This window comes from Hahella sp. HNIBRBA332, assembly GCF_030719035.1.
Taxonomy (GTDB): Bacteria; Pseudomonadota; Gammaproteobacteria; order Pseudomonadales; family Oleiphilaceae; genus Hahella.
This window is the reverse complement of the sequence record NZ_CP132203.1, coordinates 915,080-941,339: the sequence shown is the minus strand read 5'-3', so window position 1 is coordinate 941,339 and position 26,260 is coordinate 915,080. Positions and strand designations below refer to the sequence as shown.

General features: G+C 54.8%; 22 protein-coding genes. 15 read left to right on the top strand and 7 right to left on the bottom strand.

The window, feature by feature from the left end; genetic code table 11:
- Positions 1-105 precede the first annotated feature (105 nt).
- The 7 genes from O5O45_RS04405 to arsJ all read left to right on the top strand — a co-directional run bounded on the left by O5O45_RS04405 (position 106) and on the right by arsJ (position 6,422).
- Complete coding sequence (locus O5O45_RS04405) at positions 106-1,560, top strand: DNA-3-methyladenine glycosylase 2 family protein (RefSeq protein ID WP_305904061.1); 1,455 nt, start codon at positions 106-108, stop codon at positions 1,558-1,560.
- On the top strand, positions 1,553-2,035 hold the full coding sequence (locus O5O45_RS04400; RefSeq protein ID WP_305904060.1) for a methylated-DNA--[protein]-cysteine S-methyltransferase: 483 nt from the start codon (positions 1,553-1,555) through the stop codon (positions 2,033-2,035). The genes O5O45_RS04405 and O5O45_RS04400 overlap by 8 nt, the downstream gene beginning before the upstream one ends.
- A gap of 92 nt (positions 2,036-2,127) precedes the next feature.
- Positions 2,128-3,009: a DMT family transporter gene (locus tag O5O45_RS04395; protein ID WP_305904059.1), complete on the top strand. Its 882-nt coding sequence runs from the start codon at positions 2,128-2,130 to the stop codon at positions 3,007-3,009.
- A 207-nt stretch (positions 3,010-3,216) separates the two neighbouring features.
- Positions 3,217-3,564, top strand: a complete 348-nt coding sequence (locus tag O5O45_RS04390; protein ID WP_305904058.1) for a metalloregulator ArsR/SmtB family transcription factor — start codon at positions 3,217-3,219, stop codon at positions 3,562-3,564.
- 58 nt (positions 3,565-3,622) lie between these two features.
- On the top strand, positions 3,623-4,093 hold the full coding sequence (locus tag O5O45_RS04385; protein ID WP_305904057.1) for an ArsI/CadI family heavy metal resistance metalloenzyme: 471 nt from the start codon (positions 3,623-3,625) through the stop codon (positions 4,091-4,093).
- 53 nt (positions 4,094-4,146) lie between these two features.
- The gene (locus O5O45_RS04380; RefSeq protein ID WP_305904056.1) at positions 4,147-5,148 is read left to right on the top strand and encodes an ArsJ-associated glyceraldehyde-3-phosphate dehydrogenase; all 1,002 of its coding nucleotides are present in this window, start codon (positions 4,147-4,149) and stop codon (positions 5,146-5,148) included.
- Positions 5,149-5,174: 26 nt separating this feature from the next.
- Positions 5,175-6,422 carry an organoarsenical effux MFS transporter ArsJ gene (gene arsJ / locus O5O45_RS04375; RefSeq protein WP_305904055.1) on the top strand — a complete coding sequence of 416 codons (1,248 nt, stop codon included), beginning with the start codon at positions 5,175-5,177 and terminating at the stop codon, positions 6,420-6,422.
- Between the two features lie 6 nt (positions 6,423-6,428).
- Here the strand turns inward: arsJ and O5O45_RS04370 are convergent, their stop codons facing one another.
- From O5O45_RS04370 to O5O45_RS04355, 4 genes are all read right to left on the bottom strand, one after another.
- Positions 6,429-7,313 (bottom strand): hypothetical protein, encoded by an 885-nt coding sequence (locus O5O45_RS04370; protein WP_305904054.1) that lies wholly within the window; start codon positions 7,311-7,313, stop codon positions 6,429-6,431.
- 42 nt (positions 7,314-7,355) lie between these two features.
- Positions 7,356-7,742 carry a CesT family type III secretion system chaperone gene (locus tag O5O45_RS04365; RefSeq protein ID WP_305904053.1) on the bottom strand — a complete coding sequence of 129 codons (387 nt, stop codon included), beginning with the start codon at positions 7,740-7,742 and terminating at the stop codon, positions 7,356-7,358.
- Between the two features lie 243 nt (positions 7,743-7,985).
- The gene (locus O5O45_RS04360; protein WP_305904052.1) at positions 7,986-8,402 is read right to left on the bottom strand and encodes a hypothetical protein; all 417 of its coding nucleotides are present in this window, start codon (positions 8,400-8,402) and stop codon (positions 7,986-7,988) included.
- Between the two features lie 131 nt (positions 8,403-8,533).
- Positions 8,534-8,902 (bottom strand): DUF6713 family protein, encoded by a 369-nt coding sequence (locus tag O5O45_RS04355; RefSeq protein ID WP_305904051.1) that lies wholly within the window; start codon positions 8,900-8,902, stop codon positions 8,534-8,536.
- 206 nt (positions 8,903-9,108) lie between these two features.
- Between O5O45_RS04355 and rluA the strand changes: the two genes are divergently transcribed.
- From rluA to O5O45_RS04330, 5 genes are all read left to right on the top strand, one after another.
- Entirely contained in the window at positions 9,109-9,771 is a 663-nt protein-coding gene (rluA, locus tag O5O45_RS04350; RefSeq protein ID WP_305904050.1) for a bifunctional tRNA pseudouridine(32) synthase/23S rRNA pseudouridine(746) synthase RluA, read from the top strand.
- 172 nt (positions 9,772-9,943) lie between these two features.
- Entirely contained in the window at positions 9,944-11,677 is a 1,734-nt protein-coding gene (gene dauA, locus O5O45_RS04345) for a C4-dicarboxylic acid transporter DauA (protein WP_305904049.1), read from the top strand.
- Positions 11,678-12,077: 400 nt separating this feature from the next.
- On the top strand, positions 12,078-13,025 hold the full coding sequence (locus tag O5O45_RS04340; protein ID WP_305904048.1) for an ABC transporter ATP-binding protein: 948 nt from the start codon (positions 12,078-12,080) through the stop codon (positions 13,023-13,025).
- Positions 13,015-15,951 carry a Gldg family protein gene (locus tag O5O45_RS04335; RefSeq protein ID WP_305904047.1) on the top strand — a complete coding sequence of 979 codons (2,937 nt, stop codon included), beginning with the start codon at positions 13,015-13,017 and terminating at the stop codon, positions 15,949-15,951. The genes O5O45_RS04340 and O5O45_RS04335 overlap by 11 nt, the downstream gene beginning before the upstream one ends.
- A 3-nt stretch (positions 15,952-15,954) precedes the next feature.
- Complete coding sequence (locus O5O45_RS04330) at positions 15,955-16,974, top strand: DUF4340 domain-containing protein (protein ID WP_305904046.1); 1,020 nt, start codon at positions 15,955-15,957, stop codon at positions 16,972-16,974.
- Between the two features lie 94 nt (positions 16,975-17,068).
- Here O5O45_RS04330 and O5O45_RS04325 read toward each other — a convergent pair whose 3' ends face one another.
- A complete protein-coding gene (locus tag O5O45_RS04325) occupies positions 17,069-17,995 on the bottom strand; it encodes a choice-of-anchor A family protein (protein WP_305904045.1) in 927 nt (308 codons plus the stop codon).
- Between the two features lie 306 nt (positions 17,996-18,301).
- Here O5O45_RS04325 and O5O45_RS04320 point away from each other — a divergent pair, with 306 nt between their 5' ends.
- From O5O45_RS04320 to O5O45_RS04310, 3 genes are all read left to right on the top strand, one after another.
- Positions 18,302-20,998: a CHASE domain-containing protein gene (locus O5O45_RS04320; protein WP_305904044.1), complete on the top strand. Its 2,697-nt coding sequence runs from the start codon at positions 18,302-18,304 to the stop codon at positions 20,996-20,998.
- Positions 20,999-21,100: 102 nt separating this feature from the next.
- Positions 21,101-21,976, top strand: coding sequence for a hypothetical protein (locus O5O45_RS04315; protein ID WP_305904043.1), 876 nt, complete (start codon positions 21,101-21,103; stop codon positions 21,974-21,976).
- Between the two features lie 289 nt (positions 21,977-22,265).
- Positions 22,266-23,096, top strand: coding sequence for an ATP-grasp domain-containing protein (locus O5O45_RS04310; RefSeq protein WP_305904042.1), 831 nt, complete (start codon positions 22,266-22,268; stop codon positions 23,094-23,096).
- A 72-nt stretch (positions 23,097-23,168) separates the two neighbouring features.
- Here O5O45_RS04310 and O5O45_RS04305 read toward each other — a convergent pair whose 3' ends face one another.
- Together O5O45_RS04305 and O5O45_RS04300 are read right to left on the bottom strand one after the other, a co-directional pair.
- Positions 23,169-23,843 (bottom strand): site-2 protease family protein, encoded by a 675-nt coding sequence (locus tag O5O45_RS04305; protein ID WP_305904041.1) that lies wholly within the window; start codon positions 23,841-23,843, stop codon positions 23,169-23,171.
- Positions 23,844-23,925: 82 nt separating this feature from the next.
- A complete protein-coding gene (locus tag O5O45_RS04300) occupies positions 23,926-26,112 on the bottom strand; it encodes a bifunctional serine/threonine-protein kinase/formylglycine-generating enzyme family protein (RefSeq protein ID WP_305904040.1) in 2,187 nt (728 codons plus the stop codon).
- Between the last annotated feature and the right edge of the window lie 148 nt (positions 26,113-26,260).

The window sequence follows — 26,260 nt, the reverse complement described above, 5'->3', positions numbered from 1 at the left end:
AATACAACGAACTGCCTGAAGTGAAAAACGGTCTGTCGGGAATGAAAAAACAACAGTTCCGAAAATGGCGAGACAGGCTTCGTATTGAGGACTAGCATAGCCTCTATGATGACAAACGCCAACCTCGACCATGATACCTGTTATAACGCTCTGATCAGCAGAGACCAGCGCTTTGACGGCTGCTTTTTTGTCGGCGTCACCAGCACCGGTGTGTATTGCCGACCCGTCTGCGCCGTCCGTAAGCCAAAGAAGGAAAATACGTTGTTTTTCCGTAGCGCCGCAGCAGCGGAAAACGGCGGCTTTCGTCCCTGTTTGAAATGCCGGCCGGAACTCGCTCCCGGACTGGCGGCGGTGGATAGCAAGCGGCAGCTCGCCCGCGCCGCCTCCAACCTGATTGAGCAAGGGTTTCTGCGTGGACGTTCACTGGCGCAACTGGCTGCGCGGATTGGCGTCAGCGACCGCTATCTGCGTGATCTGTTTCAGAACGAGTTCGGCGTGTCGCCTATTCAGTATTCACAAACGCATCGTCTGTTGCTGGCCAAGCAGCTACTGACAGAGAGCGACTTGTCCATGACGGATGTGGCGCTGGCGGCCGGGTTCAACAGCACCCGCCGCTTTAATGACCTGTTTCAAAAGCACTACAGCCTGATCCCATCCAAGGTGCGGCGACGTTCAGCGCCATCGCAGACCGATATGATCAGCTTTGAGATGCCCTACCGTCCACCTTACGCCTGGGACGCCCTGCTCAACTTTCTCAACGCCAGAACCATTGCCGGCGTGGACGCAGTCGTCGACGGACGTTATCGAAGGATTGTCAGAGTTGAAGCAGAAGAGAACCCCGTCGTGGGCTGGTTTGAGGCCAGCCACGAAGCAGAGGCCGCTCGCATCCGCATACGCTTGGACAGTACGCTCAGTCGCCACATTGGCTACCTCATTAATCGTCTGCGCGCCTTTTTCGATGTTTCCTGCGTCCCGCAGGAGATCAATAAAGTGTTGGGAACGCTGGCGCAAGGCGACCCCGGATTACGCATTCCCGGCGGCATGGACGGCTTTGAAATCGCCGTGCGCGCCATTCTCGGACAACAGATTACCGTCGCGGCGGCGCGGACGTTACTGGCCAGGCTGGTGGACAAATTCGGCGAGCCTATCGATACCCCATTTCCGGAGATCCACCGCGCTTTTCCCAACGCTGCGACGCTGGTCGACCTGCCCATTGAGGAACTGGCTTCCCTTGGCGTGATCCGAACGCGAGTACGCGCCATTCAGGAAATCGCCGCTGCGATGCTGCGTGGCGAATTAACCCTGACTCCAGCCACCAATGTGGAGCAGGAAATAAAACGGTTGCACGCCATTCCAGGCATTGGCGACTGGACAGCCCAATATATCGCTCTGCGCGCCATGTCCTGGCCCGACGGCTTTCCCGCCTCCGATGTGGGCGTGCGCAAAGCCCTGGGCGGCGTAGACGCCAAACAGGCGGCGCTGACGGCGGAGGACTGGCGACCTTGGCGCGGATACGCCGTCATGCATTTATGGAGAAGTTTGGAGATATCCCATGATTGACTATATCGATATTGACTCGCCCTTGGGGCGCGTTCGTCTGGCCGCTCAGAATAACGAGCTTACCGGTTGCTATTTCGATGGCCAGAAATACTACCCGGAGCTGACTCCATCATGGCGTCATAATCCTGATTGCACCGTTTTGCAGGAGGCGGCGCGCCAGCTTGAGCTCTACTTCGCCGGCCAGTTACAGCGTTTCGATTTACCGCTGGCGCCCAAAGGCACCGCGTTTCAGCAGGAGGTATGGCGCGCCCTGTCGGATATTGAGTCGGGTCGGCTCTCTACCTACCAGCAGATCGCCAACTTTTTGGGGCGTCCCAGCGCCACGCGAGCGGTCGGCGCGGCGGTAGGACGTAACCCCCTCTCCGTCATTATTCCCTGTCACCGCGTCATCGGCGGCAATGGTTCATTGACCGGTTACGCCGGTGGATTGCATAGAAAGCAAGCGCTTTTAGAGCTGGAAAAAGCACCATTCTGAGCCCTTTAATAACCGGATATTTTCACCTATATCATTGGCTTGCAAAAGAAGACATGCTGCCACTTTCAGCCGTATCTGCATGAGCGTCGACAATGGAAAAGAAAGACTTGATCAACCTGCTCGCCCTCGCAGGATTATGGGGCGCCTCCTTCCTGTTCATGCGTATCGCGGCGCCGGAATTCGGTCCGGTCGCGATGGTGCAGTTGCGCATTACCATCGCCGCGCTCTGCCTGACGCCCATTATGCTGGTCAAGTATCGACATCAAGTACGCTGGGCTCATGCGCCCCACTATATCTTCCTGGGAGTAAGCAACTCCGCCCTGCCCTTCGTCCTGTTAGGCTTCGCCACACTGCACGTGAGCGCCGGCTTCACCTCCATTCTGAACGCCGCCGTGCCTTTATGGAGCGCCATCATCGCCGCGCTCTGGCTGGGAGACTGGCTTAACCGCTGGCAAACAATGGGGCTGTTGATCGGATTTCTTGGGGTTTCCATCCTGATCGTCAGTAAAGGCGAATTCTCGCTGACCGGTCCCACCCTGGCGATTATGGCCGCCTTGACCGCCACCCTCAGCTACGGCTTCTCAGCCAATTACACCAAGCGCTTTCTCACTGGCGTGCAGCCTATGGTGCTGGCCGCCGCCAGCCAGATCGCCGCCGCACTGGCGTTGGCCCCGTTCACCTGGAGTTATATGCCGCAAGGAGATATTTCCGCCGCCGCCTGGATCTCAGTGATCGTTATGGGCGTTTTCTCCACCGCCCTGGCGTACATCATTTTCTATGGCTTGCTCTCCCGTATCGGTCCGACCAAAACGGTCACCGTGACCTATTTGATTCCAGTGTTCGCCATGTTCTGGGGTTATGTCGTACTCGATGAGCCTGTCACGATTTATATGCTGAGCGGCTGCCTTGTAGTGTTCGCCGGCACGGCGCTGACCAACAGCTTAATCAAGCCGAAGCTGGCGGCTGCGCAATAGAGATTGGGCCTCCCTCTGGGCGCTCGCAAGCAGCGCCCTGTATTTTTACTTTTCTCTCTACCGTTACATTCTTCTCTCCTCCTTACACTTCCTCACACCTCCTCACGCCTTGTGACTTTCAGCACGCATCTGTCCCACTTCTTTAGTGTTGATACATATGGAATATCATATATATGATATTCCATATATACGGAACAGGAAATCATCATGACTCCCGTCTCATTCTTTAAGTGTCTGGCGGATGAAACCCGTCTGCGTCTTATGCTCTTGATACAAAGCGAAGGCGAGTTATGCGTGTGTGAACTGACTCACGCCTTACAGGAAATTCAACCGAAAATTTCTCGTCATCTGGCGCAGCTCCGCAAGTCCGGCCTGCTTCTGGACAGCAAGCGCGGACAGTGGGTCTACTATCGTCTGAATCCGGCCCTGCCCTACTGGGTAAAGGCCACCCTGGAACATACCGCCTCCGGTAACGAGGCGTTTATGCAGGAGGTCAGGAGCAGACTCGCCGATATGTGCGCCAGGCCCGGCGCCAGTTCCGCCTGCTGCGACTAACGCCTGCAGGTTCCCCAAAGCCAAATATATATCTTTAATCATATATAAGGAGAGCAATATGAAACGACTGCATGTACACCTGAGCGTCAAAGATCTGCAAGCCAGCGTCCGCTTTTATTCGGGTCTGTTCGCTGTTGAGCCGACTATCCTTAAAGACGACTACGCAAAATGGAAACTGGATGATCCCCGGGTCAACTTCGCCATTTCTGATCGCTCCGCCAAACAGGGTTTGGATCACCTGGGCATCCAGGTGGAGAGCGAAGATGAGCTTGATCTGGTGCGACAGTTAATGGAGGACGCTGGTCGCCCCATGAAAGAGGAAGAAGGCGCCGCCTGCTGTTACGCCCGCTCCAACAAACATTGGACCGTGGATCCAGACGGCGTCGCCTGGGAAGCTTTTCACAGCCTGGAGGCCATTCCCACCTATGGCGACACAAGCGCCGCCAAGCAGGAGGCGATGACTTCCTCCGCGGAGAAAAGCTGCTGCGCCAGCACGATAAAACCCGACAGCGCCCGTTCCTGCTGCTAAAGTCTGCAGGCATCGCCATATAGCTGGATAAACAACGCAAACAGGAGTTGGTTATGACAATAAAAATCGGTATCAACGGCTTTGGCCGCATTGGTCGCCTGGCGCTTAGAGCCGCCTGGGATTGGCCAGAGGTGGAGTTTGTACGCATCAATGACCCCGCCGGCAATGCGGCGACTCACGCCCACCTGCTGAATTTTGATTCCGTTCATGGTCGCTGGGCGCATGAGGCCATGGCGAGCAATGATGGCATCGACATCAATGGCAAACACATTGCTCTTAGTGCGGAAAAATCCATCCCCGGCGCAGACTGGTCGGAGTGCGACGTCGTGATTGAGGCCTCCGGCAAAATGCGCAAAAAAGAGTTACTGCAGGCCTACTTCGCTCAGGGCGTCAAACGCGTCGTGGTTACTGCGCCAGTGAAAGAAGAAGGCGTCTTGAACGTGGTGATGGGCGTCAATGATCACTGTTTCATTCCGCAGGCGCATCGCATCGTCACCGCCGCGTCCTGCACCACCAACTGCCTGGCCCCCGTGGTGAAAGTCATTCATGAAAACCTGCACTTACGCCATGGGTCCATCACCACCATTCACGATATAACCAACACTCAGACCATTCTCGACGCCGCGCACAAGGATCTGCGTCGCGCCCGGGCCTGCGGCATGAGCCTGATTCCGACCACCACCGGCTCCGCCACCGCCATCACGGAAATATTTCCCGAGCTGTCGGGCCGCCTCAATGGACACGCCATTCGCGTCCCCCTGGCCAATGCCTCTATCACTGACTGCGTATTCGAAGTGGAGAAGCCCACCACTGTGGAGGAAGTGAATGCACTGTTTAAAAAGGCGGCGGAGGGCGAGTTGAAAGGCATCCTCGGTTATGAGGAGCGCCCGCTGGTGTCCATTGATTACCGCACCGATCCCCGCTCCAGCGTCATCGACGCCCTGTCAACCATGGTAGTGAACGAGACGCAAGTGAAAGTCTACGCGTGGTATGACAATGAGTGGGCTTACGCGAACCGCACGGTGGAATTGGCGCGCATGGTCGGCGCCGCATAACAGAGGCATTGGGAGCAGAAGTCGTTATGTCCTTCATCGCCAGCCTGTCGCCGCAGGTGCGTCAGTATTTATTGATCACTGGCAATTACTGGGCGTTCACTCTGACTGACGGCGCCTTGCGGATGCTGGTGGTGCTGCATTTTCACCAGCTCGGCTATGCGCCACTGGACATTGCGCTGCTGTTTCTCTTTTATGAGTTTTTCGGCGTCGTCACCAACCTTTTCGGAGGATGGCTCGGCGCCCGCATCGGTCTCAATCGCACCATGAACCTGGGGCTGGCGCTACAAGTCATCGCGCTGGCCATGCTGACGGTTCCTTCCTCCTGGTTAAGCATTCCCTGGGTAATGAGCGCCCAGGCCCTGTCCGGCGTCGCCAAAGACCTCAATAAGATGAGCGCAAAAAGCGCGATCAAGCTGCTGGTCCCCGCCAATGCCCAAGGCAAGTTATATAAGTGGGTGGCGTTGCTGACCGGCTCTAAAAATGCGCTGAAGGGCGTCGGATTCTTTCTTGGCGGAGCCCTGCTGGCGCTGGTCGGATTTCGCGGATCCGTTGCGGGTATGGCGATAGCGATCATGGTGATCTGGATCGCCAGTCTGTATTGGCTGAAACAGGACATGGGTAAAGCGAAGAACAAACCCAAGTTCAGGGATATTTTTTCGCAAAGCCGAGCGGTCAATATTCTGTCCGCGGCACGGCTGTTTCTGTTTGCTTCGCGGGATGTCTGGTTTGTGGTCGCCCTGCCCGTTTTCCTCAGCGAACAGCTGGGTTGGGACTTTTGGGGTGTGGGCGGCTTCCTCGCCGCCTGGATTATCGGCTACGGCGTTATACAATCCGCCGCCCCCAGACTAACGGCGGGCAAAACGCCAGACGGAGCCAGCGCAGTGGTCTGGGCGGCCGCCTTGGCGGCGACGCCTGCAGCGATCGCCATGGGTCTGTATTTGCAAGCGCCGCCGGGGCTGATCGTCGTCACAGGCCTGCTGATGTTCGGCGCCGTCTTCGCCGTCAACTCCTCAATGCACAGCTACCTGATCGTCAGCTACGCCAAAGAAGAAGGCGTCTCCCTCGACGTCGGCTTCTACTACATGGCCAACGCCTTGGGGCGCCTATGCGGAACCATCCTGTCAGGCTGGCTGTTCCAAACTGCCGGACTGGCCGCCTGCCTGTGGACCTCCGCTGGATTTATTGCGACGACTGCGGTGATATCGCTGTGGTTGCCGCGACATACCGACAAAAGCAGGACGCAAAAGAATGAGCAGCCTTTCTATATAGACTAAAGCCCATCATTTAGCTTTCCATTCGGCAACTTGAACAGCCCCTGGAACTTTAACTTCGGGCAGACCCTTAAATACAGCTGTATCAAGCTTTTCCACAGCGTTCTTAGCGTCTACATTCATTCCAAGCGCCCCTTTTTTCGCCAAATGAAGGCATATCAAATCTTTGAACTCAGAGGGGGTTCCTTTAATTGCTACTGCTGAACCGAGATCACGCTCATCCAGTAAATCCTTCGAAGCCCATATCTCTCCTAATGATTTCGCACTATCACTCGATAAATCTACCTCAGCATAATGAGTGCAGTTATCCAAAAATTTTGCTTTGTCGCTTACTTGCCCGTCGATACTAACAAGAAAGAAAGTAAATGCTGTGTTACCGCAATGAGTCCAATCCTTTTGATTCGTATTTGACGAACTTCCGCCCGAAAGATCTTTGACTCCGTTATGCACCAACTCAAAGTTTGAAGCAATACTTTTAAATGGCGGCTCTTGGCCTTTTGCTTGCTGATTAGTAGAATAATGCCTTAGTGTCATAGGCATATTTTTTAGCGCTTGATATGCCCGTTTCTGAATTCCATTAAGGCTTGGCTTTTCAGTGTCGAAACTAATTTTATCTTTGGTAACTTCTCTCATAATTTCATAAGGTTTACTTCTATCATCACTCTTATAGTCACCTTTGAAATGATCATAAATTTCTTGAGCAGAAGGTTTTGCCTTTAACCCCGATGGGGCCTCAGCATGAGACGTCTCCAACGACGCGACATCTCCTCCCACGCTATGACCTCCTTGACTTTGTCTAGTAGCGACACTCTGACCACCGACAACGCCTTGGGCTGGATTTGCAGTGTTTACCTGATGACTTGAACTAGCAGCGTTCCCAACGATAGGATCCATTGACTTCTCCTGGCTATTCTAATGAATTTTATTGATATGGACTTATACGAAAGAAGCAAAGTTTGGTCGGGACACCTCTTTTTCCTTTGCGCCCGCTTTTTTACTTAATTGAAACTCTAACTCTTCTTTAATGTCAGCACTGGACTTCATAAAGCCGAGCAACAATGACTCAAAAGAATATTCATCCAGATAAATAATCGGTCTACATATACATAGCAAATCCATTCCAGAAGAGGCATTACGAGAGAACCATGCGCCTTTTGTTTTATTTAGATTAAGATTAAAGTCCAAAAGGGAAATAGCCGAATTGCCGTCCTGATCACTTATTTTCATCATTTCACATGAAAGCAGCACCTCATCTCCTAAGACTTCAAGTTGCCAGACGAACCCTCTATCATCCTCTAACAAACAAACCCCGTTTCGATCCAAATTTAATTCGATTGCACTTTTTTACCTAAAGCAGATAAAAAACTCTGTACGGTCTCATAGCCATGAGTCATCAATATGTCCCCACTAGAAATTTGCATTATTCTCTTGGTGACGAAATATACGATTAAGTTTCAGTTTTTTTCTAATGCGGGATAAAAATGGAGAGGCGCGGTGATATCGCTGTGGTTGCCGCGACATAAATCTTATAAGGCGGACAATGTAGGTTCAGGCGTATCGGAGTGATCAGTCCATACCCAGCCAAAATTTGAAAACATTCAGACTGATTCTTTCTCTTTCTGTCAGTTCCGTCGCAGCCAGTTCATTCACGACCATCACAACGCGCTCTATGCCGCAGAGCAAGACCAGGTATTGCGGCAGCTGTTCCACACTGATGTAGTAGGTCGCCAAGCAATCTTTTATCACCCGCCGCAGATCCAGGCGTAACCGTGGGTATAGCTTGTACAGCAGCCTGCCAGCCAGTTCTTGCCGATCTCTATAATTGCTTTCGTCGGATAGGAATAGACTGTACAAACCTTCAAATAACTCAGAGGGAGCACATGGCGCCAGTTGCGCCCGCAGCTCTTTTATTAATAGGCGATCGGTGAAGCCTCTGGTGTCGGCGGATTGAATAATCAGCTGGCGGATTTCGTCTTGATTCATTACATCTCGCGTACAGTTGTGTGCTCATGGCGATGTCGCGAGGCTTTTGCTCAGGCCTGTGACAACAGGGCGGTCTCACTGGGTGACAAGCACCGTTTCGTCAAGACCTGGCATAGGCTGACGCCATCGCGTCAGCGCTGATGTCTTTCGTATAACCGGGTCTGAAAAAACTGCCAGAGACCGCTGACCAGACAGGCGACGATCAACGCGATGGATAGCGGTAACTTGAACTGCGTGTAACCAGTGAGAAAAAAGCCGGCATGGATCAGGAACGTGAGGATGCCGAGACCCGCGCAGACGTAGGAAAACAGGGGCGCGTTGCGTTTCTTCAGCAACACCTGTCGATACCCGTAAAGCAGTATGGGCAACGCCAGCATGTTGAAAATCAGATATCCCTGTACGCCTCCTGGAAGTTGAAACATCTCCCACTCTTTCCAGTAAGCAGCGTCAATTTGATGGAAAATCAACAAACATAAGGTCGTCAGGTAACTACGCTCCATACTCTCTATCCCCCGCCATGGTTTTATTGTTATCAGATCTCTGGCTTGCTTTGGGCGCAGGCGCGCCAAAGATCAGCGCTGAGATAGTGTATGACCGCCGGCTCAGCGATAACAATACTTGATTGATTTATCCTGCGAACCGCCTTATAACTGCCGGATTCCCGTCCCTGGGAGCTTATTATTCCACTTGGCCAGCCGTTCCGCCCATGCAAGATAATTTCGTTTACTCTCCCCCAACCGAACCCTGGTTGGAAACGCTGTATGAAGACAAAGATATTATCGTCGTTAACAAACCCAGCGGCATTCTCACCAGCCCGGGACGCGGCGCGCATTTGTATGACAGTATCTGGAGCCGGGTAAAGGAGAAACACCCTCTATCCCATGTCGTACACCGACTGGACCTGGCGACATCCGGCGTGCTGGTGCTGGCCCTGAGGCGCAAGGCGGAAAAGGAGCTGAAACGGCAGTTCATGGAGCGCGAAGTGCGCAAAACCTATATCGCCAAAGTCTGGGGCGTAATTAAGGAAGACCAGGGCGAAGTGGATCTGCCTCTGATATGCGACTGGCCCAACCGCCCCAAACAGAAAGTTTGTTTCGAACACGGCAAGCCAGCGGTGACAGGCTATCGAGTGTTATCGCGGGAAAGAAACGCCACCTTGGTGGAGCTATACCCCATTACCGGGCGTTCGCATCAACTGCGCGTACACATGCTGTCCCTTGGACATCCAATTCTGGGCGATCGTTTCTATGCTTCTCCGGAAGCGCTGGCCGCCAGCGACCGTCTACTGCTACATGCGCAGTCACTGAGTTTTAGGCATCCCTATTTTGGCGAGGATATGACCTTCCAGGCTTGCGCTGACTTCGCCTAAAGCTGCTGAGAACGACCCAAGCCTCAAACCACCAATAATTTCATTTAAAATCAATCACATAACAATTTTGACCTCGCGCCATGCTAAACTAAGGGCGCGTCTGACTGCGTCCCCCCCTCACGGCGGACCACTCCGGCGACGAGTCCCTTAACCTCACATCTTCGGAGTCCATATGCCACATCGCGCGCATCTGCGTTCGGTACGTCTGGCTAGCGCCTTTGTCGATAGCTGCATCAAAGAACCCTATAACCTCCATCGCTTTCGCAAGGACCTGATCGCCGGCGTGACCGTGGGCATTATCGCCATTCCCCTGGCCATGGCGCTGGCTATCGCCAGTGGCGTACCGCCGCAACACGGCCTTTACACCGCCATGATCGCCGGGTTCCTGATTGCGCTGACCGGAGGCTCCCGCCTCAGCATTTCCGGTCCCACCGCCGCTTTTGTGGTGATCTTGTTCCCCATCGCATCCGAGTTTGGGCTCGCAGGACTATTGATGGCGACGCTGATGTCCGGTTTCATTCTGGTCGGACTGGCTTTGGCCCGCCTGGGCAGACTGATCGAATACATCCCGGAATCCGTCACCCTGGGCTTCACCTCCGGTATTGCTATCGTTATCGCCACTTTACAGGTGAAAGACTTTTTCGGACTCAAGCTCGCCGAAATGCCGGAATCCTATATCGACAAAATCCATACCTTGGCGCTGGCGCTGCCGACGCTGGACTGGGCGAATGTCCTGGTGGCGTCACTCACTCTGGCGTTACTGATACTGTGGCCGCGACTGAAAATGCCGATCCCCGGACATTTACCCGCCGTTCTGCTTGGCGTCGCCGTGTCACTCGCTCTGGCGTCGGCGGGGCATCCTGTAGACACCATCGGCTCTCGCTTTACTTATCCGCTCGCCGACGGTGGCGTGGGCCACGGCATTCCCAGCTTATTTCCGGACTTCACCTGGCCCTGGCTGCAGCCTGGGCCGGACGGTCAGCCATTGGCGTGGACCTGGAGCACCTTTGAACGGCTTCTGCCAGCGGCGTTCTCCATCGCCATGTTGGGCGCTATCGAGTCGTTGCTGTGCGCCGTGGTTCTGGACGGCATGACCGGACGCCGCCATCAGGCCAACGGCGAATTGCTCGGCCAGGGCATTGGCAATCTGGTGGTTCCATTTTTCGGCGGCATCACCGCGACCGCCGCCATCGCACGCTCCACCGCCAACTACCGCTCCGGCGCAGAGTCCCCCGTCTCCGGCATGGTTCACGCTGCAGTGGTCCTGGCAGGTCTGATCGCCCTGGGTCCCTTGCTCGCCTATCTGCCGATGGCCTCCATGGCGGCGCTGCTATTAATGGTGGCGTGGAATATGAGCGAAGCGCATAAAGTCGTCGCACTGATCAAGAAAGCGCCTACTGGCGATATTTTTGTATTGATGACCTGCCTCACGCTGACTGTGTTATTCGATATGGTATTGGCGATCTCCGCCGGCATCGTTCTGGCGGCGCTGCTGTTCATGCGCGATATATCGATGATGACCAAGGTCTCTGATATCTCCAGCCATCCTAAGCTGATCTCCACGCCGCTACCTGACAATTGGGCGGTGTATAAGATCAACGGCCCCTTATTCTTCGCTGCAGCGGACAGGGTGTTTTCCGAGCTGGAAATGCTGACCGAGACTAAACAGGGGCTGATTCTGTACATGGACGCCGTGTCCCTGCTGGATGCCGGCGGGCTCTCCGCATTCAACAAGTTCGTCCAATTGAGCCAGCAACGGGGGCGCCGACTCATCCTGGCGGACTTGCAGTTTCAACCTTTGCGCACCCTGGCCAAAGCCAATGTCAAACCCATCGAAGGCGCTTTGGGCTTCGCCGCCAGCCTCAGCGACGCCTTGCAATTGATTAATAGTCAGGCAGACAAATAGCTTCCTTCTATTTGTCTGCAACGACAGGGCCTGCACATGTCAGGCCCTGTCTCCCGCGGCTAGCCGCCGCGCAGGCGCATCCATGCGCCTGACTACTAACATGTCAATATCATCGCCATGTTAATAATAATCCTTCCACCTGACCTTTCCCCTGCGCGCCGGGACTTTCCGGCGTGCGCTTGATTCGCGACAAGTGGTTAAATTTCATTAATTTTGTTCGGTCGAGGTATTTTTTTCTTATATTTAAGCCCCTATTTTTTATCGCGCCCGGGAATCGGGTTTATTGGCGTTTTGACGTCGAAAGGCCAAAGGCCCACACTCCCGGAATCATATCGGCGCAACGCCGAGCACAATCAATAAGCATTATTCGTTGTAAATGTCAGAAGGGAGACATGATTCCATGATCAATGTCCAGAACCTCAGCCGTCATTACGGCGACTTCACCGCCGTCAATAACGTGAGTTTCAATATCGAAAGCGGCCGCATCGTCGGATTGCTTGGCCATAACGGGGCCGGCAAAACCACGATCATGAAAATGCTGATGGGCTATCTTGAGCCTTCGTCAGGCAGCATCCTCATCGATGGCAAAGATATGCGCGAAAACTCACTCGCGTTACGCGCCGAGATGGGATACCTGCCGGAAAATCCACCCACTTATCCGGAAATGACCGTGGTGGATTATCTGGACTACGCCGCACAACTAAGAGGAACCCCTGCGAACAAGCGCCGTCAGGCGGTGATAGACGCCATCGCCCGCACCGATTTACGGGATAAGGCGCTTAACTCCATCAGCACCTTATCCCGGGGTTACCGGCAAAGAGTTGGCGTCGCCCAAGCCATCATCAACCGCCCCAAAATTCTTATTCTCGACGAACCCACCAACGGCCTTGACCCTTCTCAGATACAGCACATGCGCGATCTCATCACGTCGTTGCGCAGCCATTCCACGGTGATACTGTCCACGCACATCATGCAAGAGGTGAGCGCCATGTGCGACCGCGTACTGATGATTCGTCACGGAGAACTGGCGCTGGATTCTTCTCTGGCGGACCTGCAAAAGTCGCAGCGTCTTTTGTTGCGCAGCAGTGCAGGCCAGACGCAGATAAAGAGCGCGCTGGCGGACCTGGGCGCCTTACAGGACATCCATCCGATCGCCACCGATGGCGGCACGTCCACCTACGCGCTCAACACTTCCCTGTTGCATGTGGACGAGAGCTTCGTGTCCGACGTCGCGCGCAAGCTGATTAACGCCCATGTGCCCATCCTCGCGCTGCACCCGGAAGTGCGCGACCTGGAAACCGTATTCAAGGAAGTGAATCAAGTCGCGGAGGTTCCCTATGCTGCCTGAAAAAAGCGTATTACGGATGGCCGGCAAGGAAGTCTCTCAGTTCTTCTCTTCGCCGGTGGCGTTTGTTTTCCTGGCCGCCTTTCTGGCGGTTAACCTGTTTATTTTCTTCTGGGTGGAAGCCTTCTTCGCCCGCAATATCGCAGACGTGCGCCCCCTGTTTGAATGGATGCCGCTGCTGCTGATCTTCCTGGTGGCGGCGCTGACGATGCGCATGTGGAGCGATGAAAAGCGCATGGGCACCATCGAGTTTCTGATGACGCTGCCCGTGACGCCCTTGCAATTGGTGCTGGGCAAATTTATCGCCTGCTTCATTCTGTTGCTCATTGCCCTGGCGCTCACGCTGCCGATCCCCTTCACCGTGTCTTACCTTGGGCATTTGGATTGGGGACCGGTTATCGGCGCCTATGTGGCCACTCTGTGTCTTGGCGCAGCCTACCTCGCCATTGGCTTGTATGTCAGCGCTAAGAATGACTCGCAAATCGTCAGTCTGATCGTCACGGTGTTGGTCTGCTCACTGTTGTATCTGTTAGGGTCCGACACGCTGGTGGACCTGTTTGGATACTCCACAGGCGAAGTCCTGAAACAATTGGGCGCTGGCTCCCGTTTTGAGTCTGTCACACGCGGCATCATCGACATTCGCGACCTGTATTACTATCTCAGTCTGGTCGGCATGTTCCTCGCGCTTAACGTGCTGGCGCTGGAGAAACAGCGCTGGGCCAACAGCGATGGCGCCCGCTCCAACCATCGCGCCTGGTACGCCGTTTCCGGCCTGATGATCGCCAACCTGTTCGCCGCCAACCTGTGGCTGAGCGAAGTCAAAACCTTGCGTGCGGACCTCACCGACGGCAATTTGTACTCCATCAACGACGCCACCCGCGACTACCTGAACCAATTGCAGGAGCCTCTGCTGGTTCGCGGTTACTTCTCCGCCAAAACCCACCCTCTGCTGGCTCCATTGGTTCCCCAGCTGCGGGATCTGATCAAAGAGTATGAAGTCGCCGGCGGCGGTAAAGTACGCGTGGAGTTCGTCGACCCGCAAAGCAATCCCGAGCTGGAAGACGAAGCCAACAACAAATACAGCATCCGCCCTGTGCCTTTCCAGGTGTCGGATAAGTATCAGGCGTCACTGGTGAACTCCTACTTCAACGTGCTGATCAGCTACGGCGATCAATTCGAAGTACTGGGCTTCCGCGACCTGATCGAAGTGAAGGACCGCAATGAATCGGACCTGGACGTGCGCCTGCGCAATCCGGAATACGACATCACCAAAGCCATCAAGAAAGTGCTGTACGCCTACCAGAGCCAGGGCGACCTGTTCGCCACGATTAACACCCCGGTAAAATTGAACGGCTACGTCTCCTCCACCCAGCAGTTGCCGAAAGAACTGCAAACCCTGGCGCAGGATTTGAACGACGTACTGGCGGAGATCAAACAGGAGTCCAACGGCAAGTTCAGCTATGAACTGCAGGACCCCAACGCAGGCGACGGCTCGCTGGCGCAGCAGATTCAGCAGGATTTCGGCATGCAACCGATGGCCACCAGCCTGCTGTCCGATGAGCGCTTCTATTTCTATCTGCTGATGAACGACAGCAAACAATACGTGCAGATCGCCCTACCCGACTCTCTCGACAAAGAAGGTCTCAAGCGTAATATTGAAAGCGGCCTGAAGCGCTTCTCAGCGGGCTTCACCAAGACGCTGGCGCTGGTGGTTCCGGAAAGCGACGCCAAGCCTTACATGCAGCAGTTCGGTCAGCCAAGCTCTCCCAGCTTCAAAACGCTGCACGACAAGCTGATGGAAACCATGACGGTTAAAACAGTCGACCTGAAGGATGGCCTGGTCCCAGAAGATGCAGATATTCTCATGCTGGCGGCGCCGGAGTCCCTGTCCGACAAGCAGCTGTTCGCCGTTGACCAGTTCCTGATGAAAGGCGGCACAGTACTGTTGTCCACATCCCCCTACCAAACCCGCATGACCTCCAACTCCCTCACGGCGGGCAAACACACCTCCGGGCTGGAGACATGGCTGCAGAATTACGGGATCAATCTCGCTCAGTCCATGGTGCTGGACCCACAGAACGCCAGCTTCCCCATTCCAGTCACGCGTAATGTGGGCGGCATGTCGTTCCGGGAGATACGTCTGTTGGATTACCCTTACTTCGCCGACATTCGCGACACCGGCATGAATCAGGATTCCGCAATCACCTCCGGTCTGCCTAACGTCACCATGAGCTGGGCTTCCCCCATTGAGCTGGATAAAGAGAAAACCAAAGCGCTGCAGGTCACGGAATTGCTGCGCTCTTCGCCGCAATCCTGGGCTTCCGATAAGCTGGACGTAACGCCTCGGGTTTCTGCCGACGGCCACGTCAGTCCCTGGACCAGCGAGGGCGAACCGGAATCCTATCTGGTGGGCGTCGCATTGGAAGGGCGTTTCGAGTCCTCGTTCAAAGGCAAGGAGTCGCCTCTGTTGAGCAAAGCCGACGACGCGCAAAAAGCGGATCAAACTTCCACTGACGGCGATAAGCCCGGACAGAAAGAAGACAAAGAAGAGAAAACGCACTTCGGCGGCGTAATCGATAAATCGCCGGAGTCCGCGCGCATCATTCTGTTTTCCTCCAACGAGTTCCTGAATGACCAGACCATCAGCCTGATCAGCTCCACAGAACGAGCGCCTTATCTCAACTCGATGCAATTGGTGCAAAACGCCGTGGACTGGTCGCTGGAGGATCGCAGTCTGCTGCAAATCCGCTCACGCAGCCATTTCGCCAATACGCTCTACCCCATGAGCGCAGAGCGCCAACAGTTCTGGGAATACCTGAACTACGGCCTGGCGATCGCCGGACTGGCGTTGTTGTATGCATTGTTCCGCTTATGGTTCAACCGCCGGCAGAGCTATTACGCCGGCATGCTGGAATTAGGGAGGGCTTGATAGATGAACGCCAAGTGGACCAAATTACTATCCATCGCCTTGGTGGCGCAGGCGGCGCTTATCGTCGCCCTGCATTGGCCTGGCTCACAGCCGGCGTACACCCACACCGACCAGGCGCTGCTTGACCTGGAGTCCAGGCAGCCTGACGCCATCCATATCTACGGCGAAGAAACGACGAAAGTCGACCTGAAGAAAGAACAGGACGGCTGGGTGGTGGCCAGTTACTACAACCTGCCCGTCGCTAACGGTAAAGTGGACGCCATGCTGACCAAGCTGAAAGAGATCAAGGCCAGTTGGCCTGTGGCCACCACCGCGTCCGGCGCCAAGCGCTTTGAAGTCGCCGAGGATAAGTTCCAGCGCAAACTGGAACTGTCCCAAGGGGGGGACACGCTGGCCACGCTCTATCTGGGCACATCCCCGGGATATCGCAAAGTTCACGCGCGTCTGAATGAACAGGACGCCGTCTTCGCAGTCAATTACGCCATTCATGAACTGCCCATGACGGGCAAAGACTGGGTGGACAGCAAGCTGACCGCCGTGCCCGAAGAGAGTATCAGTCAGGTCAAAATCAAAGATATCGTGCTGAATAAAAACGGCGACAGATGGGACCTGGAAGACCTGCAGAACGGCGAAATCACCAATGAGGAAGCCGCCCACAAACTGCTTGCGTCCTTGGCGGACATGCGCTTTGAGGATGTACTGGGCGCGGAAGTGAAGCCGGAATATAACCTAAGCGAACCCAAGCTTCATTTTACGCTGCAGCTAAAAGAGAAAAACGCCAAGGGCGAGCAATCCCTTGAGCTGACTTTCGGCAAACCGGCGGAAGGCGACTATTACATCCTCACCCGTTCTGATCGCCCGCAAGTGTTCAAGATCGACGCCAGTCATGTTGACTCGCTGCTGGATCTGGAGCGCGCCCGCTTCGTCAGCGCCGCCCCCGTGACCGAGCCGGAACAAAGCGACGTCAACCTGGGACAACAAGGCGACGCCGCTGAGGCGGCGGAAGCGCCCGCCTCTTCCTGATCAGCAACCAGCAACCAGTAACCATCAAAAAGGCCCCGAATTCGGGGCCTTCTCTCATCATTATTAATTCACAGCCACTGACTGTCTTCGCCCGTTACGCCTGCTGCTTGCGACGCAATGCGCCGGCGCCTACAACCGCCAGCGCGGACAACATCAGGCCAAACGTCGTCGGTTCAGGCAGCTCCACATTGTGCTCATAAGGACGCCAGTTCAACTGATTGGCGCCTTGCCAGGAGTGCGCAATCACCTGACCGTCAACATGACCGCCGTTAGCAAAGATATCTGCGCCCGGCGCCAGAATGGTCCCATAGAAGCCTGCGGACAGGTTGATCTGCGTCGCTTCATAGAAGTTAAAAATGACGCTGGTTTCATTACCCACCCAAGACCAGTCGCTGGCTTTGATTTTGTAGTCAGCGGGGTCGATATCGATGACGTCGCCCGCCACGTTGATGATCAACTCCTGGTGTTGGCCGATGTCTTTGGCGAAGAAGCCCCAGACAGATTCGAAATCCTTCTCGCTGATATTGAAGATCTGCTGGTCGCCAGAGCTGTCGCCATTGAAAGTCAGAGCGCCCCACTGTTCGGTTACGCCAAGGGAATCCGCCAAAGACAGCTCTTTTGACAGTTGCGTCAACTTGGTGAATTCGGCGTCAAAATTAATCGGCAATACCGCATGATCCTTCACGGTCCCAAAAATGCCTGCGCTGGCGGTGGTGAACTGGCCGCCAACCAAAGCGTCGCCATGGATATCGCCGCCAACATGGCTGTAATCGCCGCCAACGACTATCGCTAATCCATCGTTTTCACGGAAAGCGTTCAGCGTATAACCGGTAAGACTGGCGTTCCCGCCTACCGCCAACGCGCCTTCACTGTCGTTAGGGGAAGACGTGAAGTCGCCATGGAAGAATCCGTTGTAGTTCGCCGCCGCGCCAAGATTTACCGGCGTCGCGTAACTGTTAGCGGAGATAGCCGCACTGAAACCGACAAGTGTGATTGCGTAAAACTGTTTTACTGAGATCATTGACCACCCTGACACATCAAAAAGAAATCCATATGAAAAAGAGGGGAAAGCGCCTGCGGCTAAATGTTTGACACTTCTAAAAGAAACTACCTGTCACCCTTTGCGAAGGCATGCGCATCATACCGAAGTCAACCTCCCAAACCCATGACGACGCGGTTCCCAAGGGTAAACAAATGTAAAAAACTGTAAGTGATTTCAATGCGTTAAATATCCCAAGGTTATATCCGGCCAACGTGGCGCAAACTTGTGTCTATAATCAACATGGCGCTGATCTTTTTTCAGCCCGACAGGAGGTTGCCCGCGCCCATGGCGAAACATCAGCGGCCATCGAAGCTCGGCGTTCTGGCTCCGGCGTGCGCACTGGCTATAGCCTATTTCCTCACCGCCCGCGCCGGCCTGCTATTGTCGCTGCCCGGCAGCAACGCCAGCCCGGTATGGATTCCCGCCGGCATCGCACTGGCGGGAATGATCCACTACGGCCGCGGCATCTGGCCCGCCATCTGGTGCGCGAGTTTCGCCGTGGAGCTGATATCGCAACAGGCCGACTCCTTCAGCAAAGTCTTGCTGGCGCTGGTCATTTCCATCGGCGCGCCGCTGGAGGCGGCCATCGGCGTCACCCTGATCCGAATGCGCGCAAACTTCAGCCCTTCCCTGGAGAAAAAAGAAGATGTGGCGCGCTTACTCATACTCGGCGGCCCCGTGGCCTGCGTTATCAGCGCAACCATCAGCATTGGCCTGATGGCCAGCCTGAACGTTATACATATCCAGGACGCAGGCGCTCACTGGCTGGCGTGGTGGTTTGGCGACACCTTCGGCGTATTGATCTTCGCCCCGATTCTGTTGCTGTGGCTTCAGAAGGAGAGCAGCACGCTGAAGCGACGACTGCTGGTGACGTTGCCTGGAATGGCGTCGTTCACACTCGCTGTGATTTCTCATTATTATCTGGTGCAAGCGGACCAGAAGCAGATTAAAGAAGACGTGCGCCAGCAGGGCGTGCAACTGCACTGGTCCACCTTCAATCAAGTACAGGGGATCACCAACGCCGTCAACGCCCTCGCCCTGCTGTTTGAGGGCTCCAAGGTCATAGTGCCGCAGGATTTTGAACGCTACGCCTCACAGTTCCGCAACTTCCATCGCGATATCAGCGGGCTGGGTTGGGCGCCCTATATCGATAACGCCAGCCGCTCAAACTTCGAGCACTGGGCGTCGTTGTTGCTGGAAAAGGACTATCAAATACGCGAAACACTGGGCCAACAGCAGGTTCCGGCTTCAGAGCGCAATTTCTATGTCCCGGTGTTGTATGTCACGCCCAATAATGAAGTCACCCGCGCCGCACAAGGGTTCGATCTGTATTCCAACGACATACGCCGCAGCGCCATTCTGGAGTCCATGCGTAAGGGCGAACTGACACTGACAGCGCCGATTACGCTGGCGGGCAACTACGGCAAAGGCGCCATCTGTATTACGCCGGTTTACTCCAGCCCGCCGCAGAACTCCAATTCAGATCAAACACGCAGAGTCATGGGGTTTGTTGTGGGATCAGTTCAGATCGGCAATCTGATTGACCGTTTATCCCAGGACATCAATCTTGAGCTGTTCCATATAGAAATTTTCGATATCACCGAACCAGAGCAACCCGAGGCACTGTTCATTTCTCGCCCAAGCACGCCGGACAACCCTTTGGAGGATATGTTCACCCAAACCATGCAGATGGATATTTCAGGGCGGATCTGGCGCATTTCCATAACGCCAACGCATCTGTTCGTAATGCAGGACGCGTCCTTCACGCCCTGGATTGCCTTGATACTGGCTGTCTTGTTCGGCAGTCTGCTCACCGCCGTTTTGCTGCTGGAGACGGCGCATACCGTCAAAATAGAGAAAGCGGTCATCGATCAATCGCAACGACTGGTCAAAGCCGAAACCCGTTATCAGGAATTATTCACAGGGTTGAAGCAGGTAATCTTTCAGATCGATAAAGCCTATCAGTGGCGAGTGCTTAACCCCGCCTGGAGCGGCCTGACCGGGGAAAACCCCGAAGACGCCATCGGTCGTGAAATGTTTCGCTACTTTCACCCCGATGACTGCGACAAGCTGGGGGATGCGCTACAGAAAATCGCCCGGCTGGAAGAGTCCAGTATGTTTCTGGAACTGCGCCTGAACGCCTTGCAACTGGAACGGGCGCCCTGGGTGGAAATCCATTTGCAGCGCAGCAAAGACGCCAGCGGAAAAATGGACGGGTATAGCGGTTTCATCGCCGACATCAGCGAACGTAAGCGTCTGGATATTCTGAAGAACGAATTCATTTCCACGGTTTCCCATGAACTGCGTACGCCTTTAACCGCCATCAACGGCTCACTGGCGCTGCTGGATTCCGGTCGCCTCGGCCTGTTGCCCGACCAGGCCAGGCAAATGCTGCACATCGCCTATAGTAACTGTGAACGCTTACTGCGCCTGATCAATGATCTGCTTGATATACAGAAAATAGAATCCGGCGGTCTGGAGTTCAGCTTCGAACGCCTGGACTTACGAGACCTCATCGAGGAGACCCTGGGCGCCAATCGGCAACTCGCGGAAAAAGCGTCCGTCAGCCTCGCCTTTGAGGCGCCAGCGTCACCTGCGTTCGTAAAAGCAGATCGGGATCGTTTGCGGCAAGTGTTGGATAACCTGATCTCCAACGCCGTCAAATTCTCTCCCGCCGACGAAGCTGTGACGTTATCGCTGAGCGCTCACGCCCACTATTGGGAAGTCTCCGTGCAAGATCAGGGGCCAGGAGTGCCCCCGGAGTTCCGCAATAAGATTTTCCAAAAATTCGCCCAGGCTGACAGCTCCGACACTCGCCTCAAAGGCGGCACTGGCTTGGGATTGAGCATCTCCAAAGAAATCGTTCAGCGTCACCATGGCCAGATCGGCTACCATTCCGAGCCGAACTGCGGCGCCACCTTTTACTTTCGTCTGCACGCCCTGACCAACGGAGCAGCATGGGAAGCCCAGGCCTCCTCCTAGAACTTCGTAATATTCTTGCTGAAACGACCTTTCTTTGACTTTCAAATGCTTTAATTTTCTAATATTTCCCTTTCATCAGCCCAATATCGAAGGATAGGCCGCATGCCGTGGACCTGGGGATTTCTACGCGTTTCTTTTTTCGTTTGGATTGCGTTAAGCGTCGTGCTGATCGCATTGATTGTCAGCATTTTCAGTTCGCCGCTGCAGGATATTCTGCACCCGGAAACCGGCAAAAGCTGGATCGCCGCCATTGATCCCCGCATCGTCGCCGTGGTGTTGGGCGCCATTCTGATTCAGATTCTGATTCCCGCCGCCCGCTATTACCTGACCTTGATCAACGCGCAGCAGCAGGCGCTGGCGCAAATGGACGCCTTGGTGGAGATGCTGTTCGAAGACTTCGGCTTGATGCTGTCCACCCGTAAGGAAATCGACGAAGCCGTGAAGGCGATCGCCCGCAAGTTACAGGTCAGCCGCTGGCGACGCTGGCTGCCGCTGGGCCTGACGCGGCCGTCGGAAGACCTCAATATCGACAGCAAACGCGCACTGATGAACGGCTATCTACAAACGCCTTTCGATAATTACGTGCGCCACATCCGCTCACAGTTCGAAGCCTTCCGCAACGAATTGCCGCAGTACCAAAGCGACGCCAGCAAAAAGCACAAAGGGCTGCCCTATCAGTATTACCTTTCCACCTCAGAAGGCCTTATGGACTCCTGCAATCTGGAAAGTCTGCCCAAACACCTGAAGCCGGCCGCCATGCAGTTCATTGCTCACGACAAGTACTGCATTAAGTCCTGTAACGACCTGTACAGCGACCGCTATATGAAAATATCCATCGAAACCGGCGACTATGACAGATTCGAAAAGGCTCAGGTCGGTTTTATCGAAATGGAATGCCGCAAAGTGCTGGAAACAGCCGTTTATCTGAAGGCGTTGATCAAGCTGGCGAGAAAAAGGTGGACGCTGTTTCTGGACTGAAACGCGAAAGTTAAAGCAATATCAATTAATTAGGTAAGACCCTGAGATCAGGGGAAACAAGAATAACTCGGCTGGCGGAAGCAGAACGCTTCAGATTACCTTTCACGGGGCATGCGCATAAATCGGCTCCAGAAAACGTCAAAACCTAAGTTCTTAAGCGAGTATATAAGCATGCCATGCGATCTTCAATGGCGCAGACGAAGAGTTACAGAGCTATTTGTTTCATGCGTCTTTTTGTTCATACGCTTATTCATACGCCTGTTTATTCACACGAGCCCTCCATCAAACTATGAGTAATAAACCTTCTGAGAGCACATCAAATACGTCCGCGAACCTGCTCTGGGTCGTGCAAAGCAACCTTGGCGACAGCGATGACGCAGCGAAGATAGAATCCTCCTGTCGCGGGCTGGGCTATGACTGCGCCATGATTCGGGTCATTCCGTTCGCAACGGATCTGCCTGATATCCCGAACGACAGACCTACTATTTTCTATGGCTCCTCCAACTTCATCACTCATGCGCACCGCTCCGGCAAATGGAGCCCTTGCGCTTACTTTGATGAACGACAGTTTTTGTTCTCCGAAGCTCTCCGCCACTATGGCAACCGCCTGTTGAACGCAGACGCCCGGATTCTGACCATGGAACAATTTGCGCAAAGCGGCGCTAACGACGAGGAAGTCTTTTTCATTCGACCGAATGGAGACTTGAAAGAGTTTGCAGGGACGATCACTACCTTCAAAGCCTTCAGGGACTGGGCGGATAAACTCAGACCCGGCGGCTTCACAGTGGATTTGTCTTTGCCCATGGTGGCGGCGAAACCGAAAGACATTGAACATGAGTGGCGCTTGTTTATCGTCGCAGGAATGGTCGTCGCAGCCAGCCATTACCGCGCTGACGGTAGAATGCAGGTCTTTGCTGGCGCGCCTGAGACGGTAATCAGCTTCACTGAAGAAATGGCGGCCACATGGAGTCCGGCTCCCGTGTTCGTTATGGACGTCGCTGTCTGCGCCGGGGAGCTCTATGTATTGGAGATCAACGGCTTCAACAGCTCTGGTTTCTATGCCTGCGATATCGAAGCAATCGTGCGGGAAGTCTCCGCCTATGCGTTGTCCGGCTATTAATTTAACGGATAAGCAGTAGCCCAGCAGACCAATCACAACCTTGCTGACAAATAATACGCTGGCGGCACGAACTCAGCCGCCAGTGACTGCATTCCAGATAAAGACGGCATAAGCGCCAATCCAACTCAGCGGCAGCAGCAGTCCCGGTAGGATTAGCCAGAGCATCCATTTCGGCTGCGCATCGGTTTGGCGCGGCTTGCACAGCGCCATCAACGCCTGCCCTCCGTTCATATGGGGCAGAGGTAGTAAGTTGCATGCGGATAGCTTGGTCGCCACCAGGGCGAATAGCAGGATAAAGTTATTGCTGGCAGCGAAAGCGGCGCCTTCGCGCAAATATTCCTGCGCAACGGACAAAGGACTGAGCGCCCCCAGAAAAATCTGCGCGAAGGCAGCGCCGAAACTACGCCAACCGTCTTCGTACATGCCCAATGCGAAAGCCAGTACAAAGAAGCATCCAGAAAGCGGAATTACCGCCCTGATCCAGGCCGGTTGGCTGTCATAGGCGTCAGGCGCCGGCTTAACGTCACCCTTCTCACCTCTCTCTTCCCGCGTATCTTTAAGTTTGACGTAACCGGCGAGAAGAATTGCTCGAATGCTGACAATGCCGAACTGCGCCAGAAGAGGCCCGGAACCAATGCTGATCTCCCTGACTTTGACGCCGAAGGCTCTCGCGCACACAGCCATCAGGGTTAAATGCAAAGGCATGTAAAGCAGAACGGCGAGCAGTATGGTTATCTCAGGCGGCATCGACAATCTCCGGTCATAACTATTTTTATGATCGGCTAGAGTACCGCCTTGGTTGACCAAAGCAACCCGCAAATGCTCTCGCCTATTGAGCGGCGCCCCCCGCTGCGGGAGCTTGAGCCGGCGTCTCCACCAACCGGAATCCGTTTACTTGATAGCGGACATCAACGCCATTGGCGTCGCGACTGACCAACTGCATTGACTTGGGCGGACTGTACCAAGAGCCGCCACGCAGAACGCGGCGTCTGCAGTCTCCCGCCGTGCGCGCGGAACCATCCGCCGGAACGCCTTTCATAGACTCACTCCAACAATCCTGCACCCACTCCCACACATTGCCATGCATGTCATACACGCCCCATTGGTTAGCGGGAAACGAGCCAACTGGCGATGTGAATTGCCATTTATCGGCGCCGCTCACCAAACCGCCACAACAATCGTCTTTGCCGTAATTGGCGAATTTGTGGCCGACCTGATCCCCCCAAGAGAAACGCTTGCGACTGCCTGCACGCGCAGCGTATTCCCACTGTGCTTCGGTGGGTAACTGAAAGCTTCTGCCGGTTTTAGCGGACAGCCAGGCGGCGAATTCTTCCGCATCATTCCAGCTCACGCTGATCACCGGATTACGACCACGGCCCCATCCACGATCATCCGCTTTGTTCGTACAACCGCCATCGGCGACGCAGGCGTCCCATTGCTCAAAGGTCACCTCATACGCCATGATCTTGAACGGCGCTACCGTCACTTCCTGACCTGGATCGCCGCCCCATAATACGCCGCCGTCATCAAAGCCCATGCGGTATTTGCCGCCGGGAATATCAACAAAGGCGATATTCAGAGATTCCAGCGCATCTTTTTCAACCAAGAACACCTGTTCGGTAAACTGCTCTCCGCTGATTTCCGTCCATCGGGTCAGCTTCTCATATCCTGGCGCGCTGACTTCCAATAAATAGCGGCCTGGATCCAGCGGTATGCCCTCTTCGTACTTGGGCTGAATATTAAGAATACGAATTTTCGCGTCCGCAGGCGTCACATCCACCGTAAAGGCGGTTTTAGCCGGCTTCAGCGAAACATAATGCGAGCGGTGGTCGGCGCTGTGATTCAAAGTAAAGGTTTTCGGCCAGAACCCTTTGGCGGTCACCTCTACCTCATAGTCGCCCTCCGGTAACGGCGCGCCAGGCGTATAGGCGCTCTCCTCGCCGGCGAACGTCACTGTCGCCCCCACCGGCTCCGTCACCACGACGAAAGGAAATGTCGGCGCAGGCCGGGTCATATTTTTATACGCCCCATATCCCACTACTGCTGCGATCATCAAGGCAACGCCTAACGCGCGCCAGACGCCGGAGGACACAGAGCCGCCCCGTTCGGTTCTGCGGGTAGACGTAGGGCTCTCCTGCGCCGCCGTTTCTCCATGGGCCGTTTTTAGCGACTCGACGGTAAACAGACAGGTCGCTTCCGTATCCACCGGGACATTTTTAATCGCTTCCAGATGGGCGCGAAACTCGTCCAGCGACGACAGTCGACGCTCTGGCTCTTTCGCCAGCAACAAGTCCATCAACTGTTGATACATACGCAGATGCGACGGCAACGGCGGCGGCGGTTCCTGTTTGTGCTTGATGCCCAGGCTGATCGGATCGGTAGCCTCAAACGGAACGGCCCCCGTCAGCATCTGATAGAACACGATGCCCAGGCTATACCAGTCGGCGCGATGATCAAGCTGCCGCCCCATGGCCTGCTCAGGACTCATATAAGGAGGCGAGCCCAGTATCGAGCCTGTCGTGGTGAGGTCGCCGCGATGATACAGGGACTTGGCGATGCCGTAATCCGACAGCACCGGCGTACCATCTGCGCGAAACAAAATATTGCCCGGCTTGATATCGCGGTGAATATAGCCCAGCTTGTGGGCGTAATTCATCGCCTCCGCCAACTGCAGAATAATGTGCGTCGACTCGTCTCTAGTCAGGCGACCGGAGCGGATGCGCTCAGTCAATGAGCCGCCTTCCATAAACTCCATGGAAATAAAGAAGGTATCTTCAAAAGGCGCAATGTCGTATATCTGAATGATATTCGGATGATTCAGCTTGGCGGTGATTTGCGCTTCCTGAATAAACCGTTGACGGAACTCTTTGTTGAGACAGATAGCCGGAGAAATAATCTTGATGGCGACGATACGATCCGCGAGAAGTTGTCTGGCCTTGAACACTTTGGCCATCCCACCTTCAGCGACTTCATCAAGCATTTCATAGTTGGGAATTTGAGGAGACACGGTGATCACGCTGCAGCTCCAGTCCATTAGTCACATATCGGTCATTCGATGTTCAAGCATACCGGCGTAGACGGAGCTTGAGTCCTTTCCTTCAGAAAGCGCGTCTGCACGCATTTTCAGGGCATGTCGGGCGCGAAGCGCGCCGCTGATGATCCGC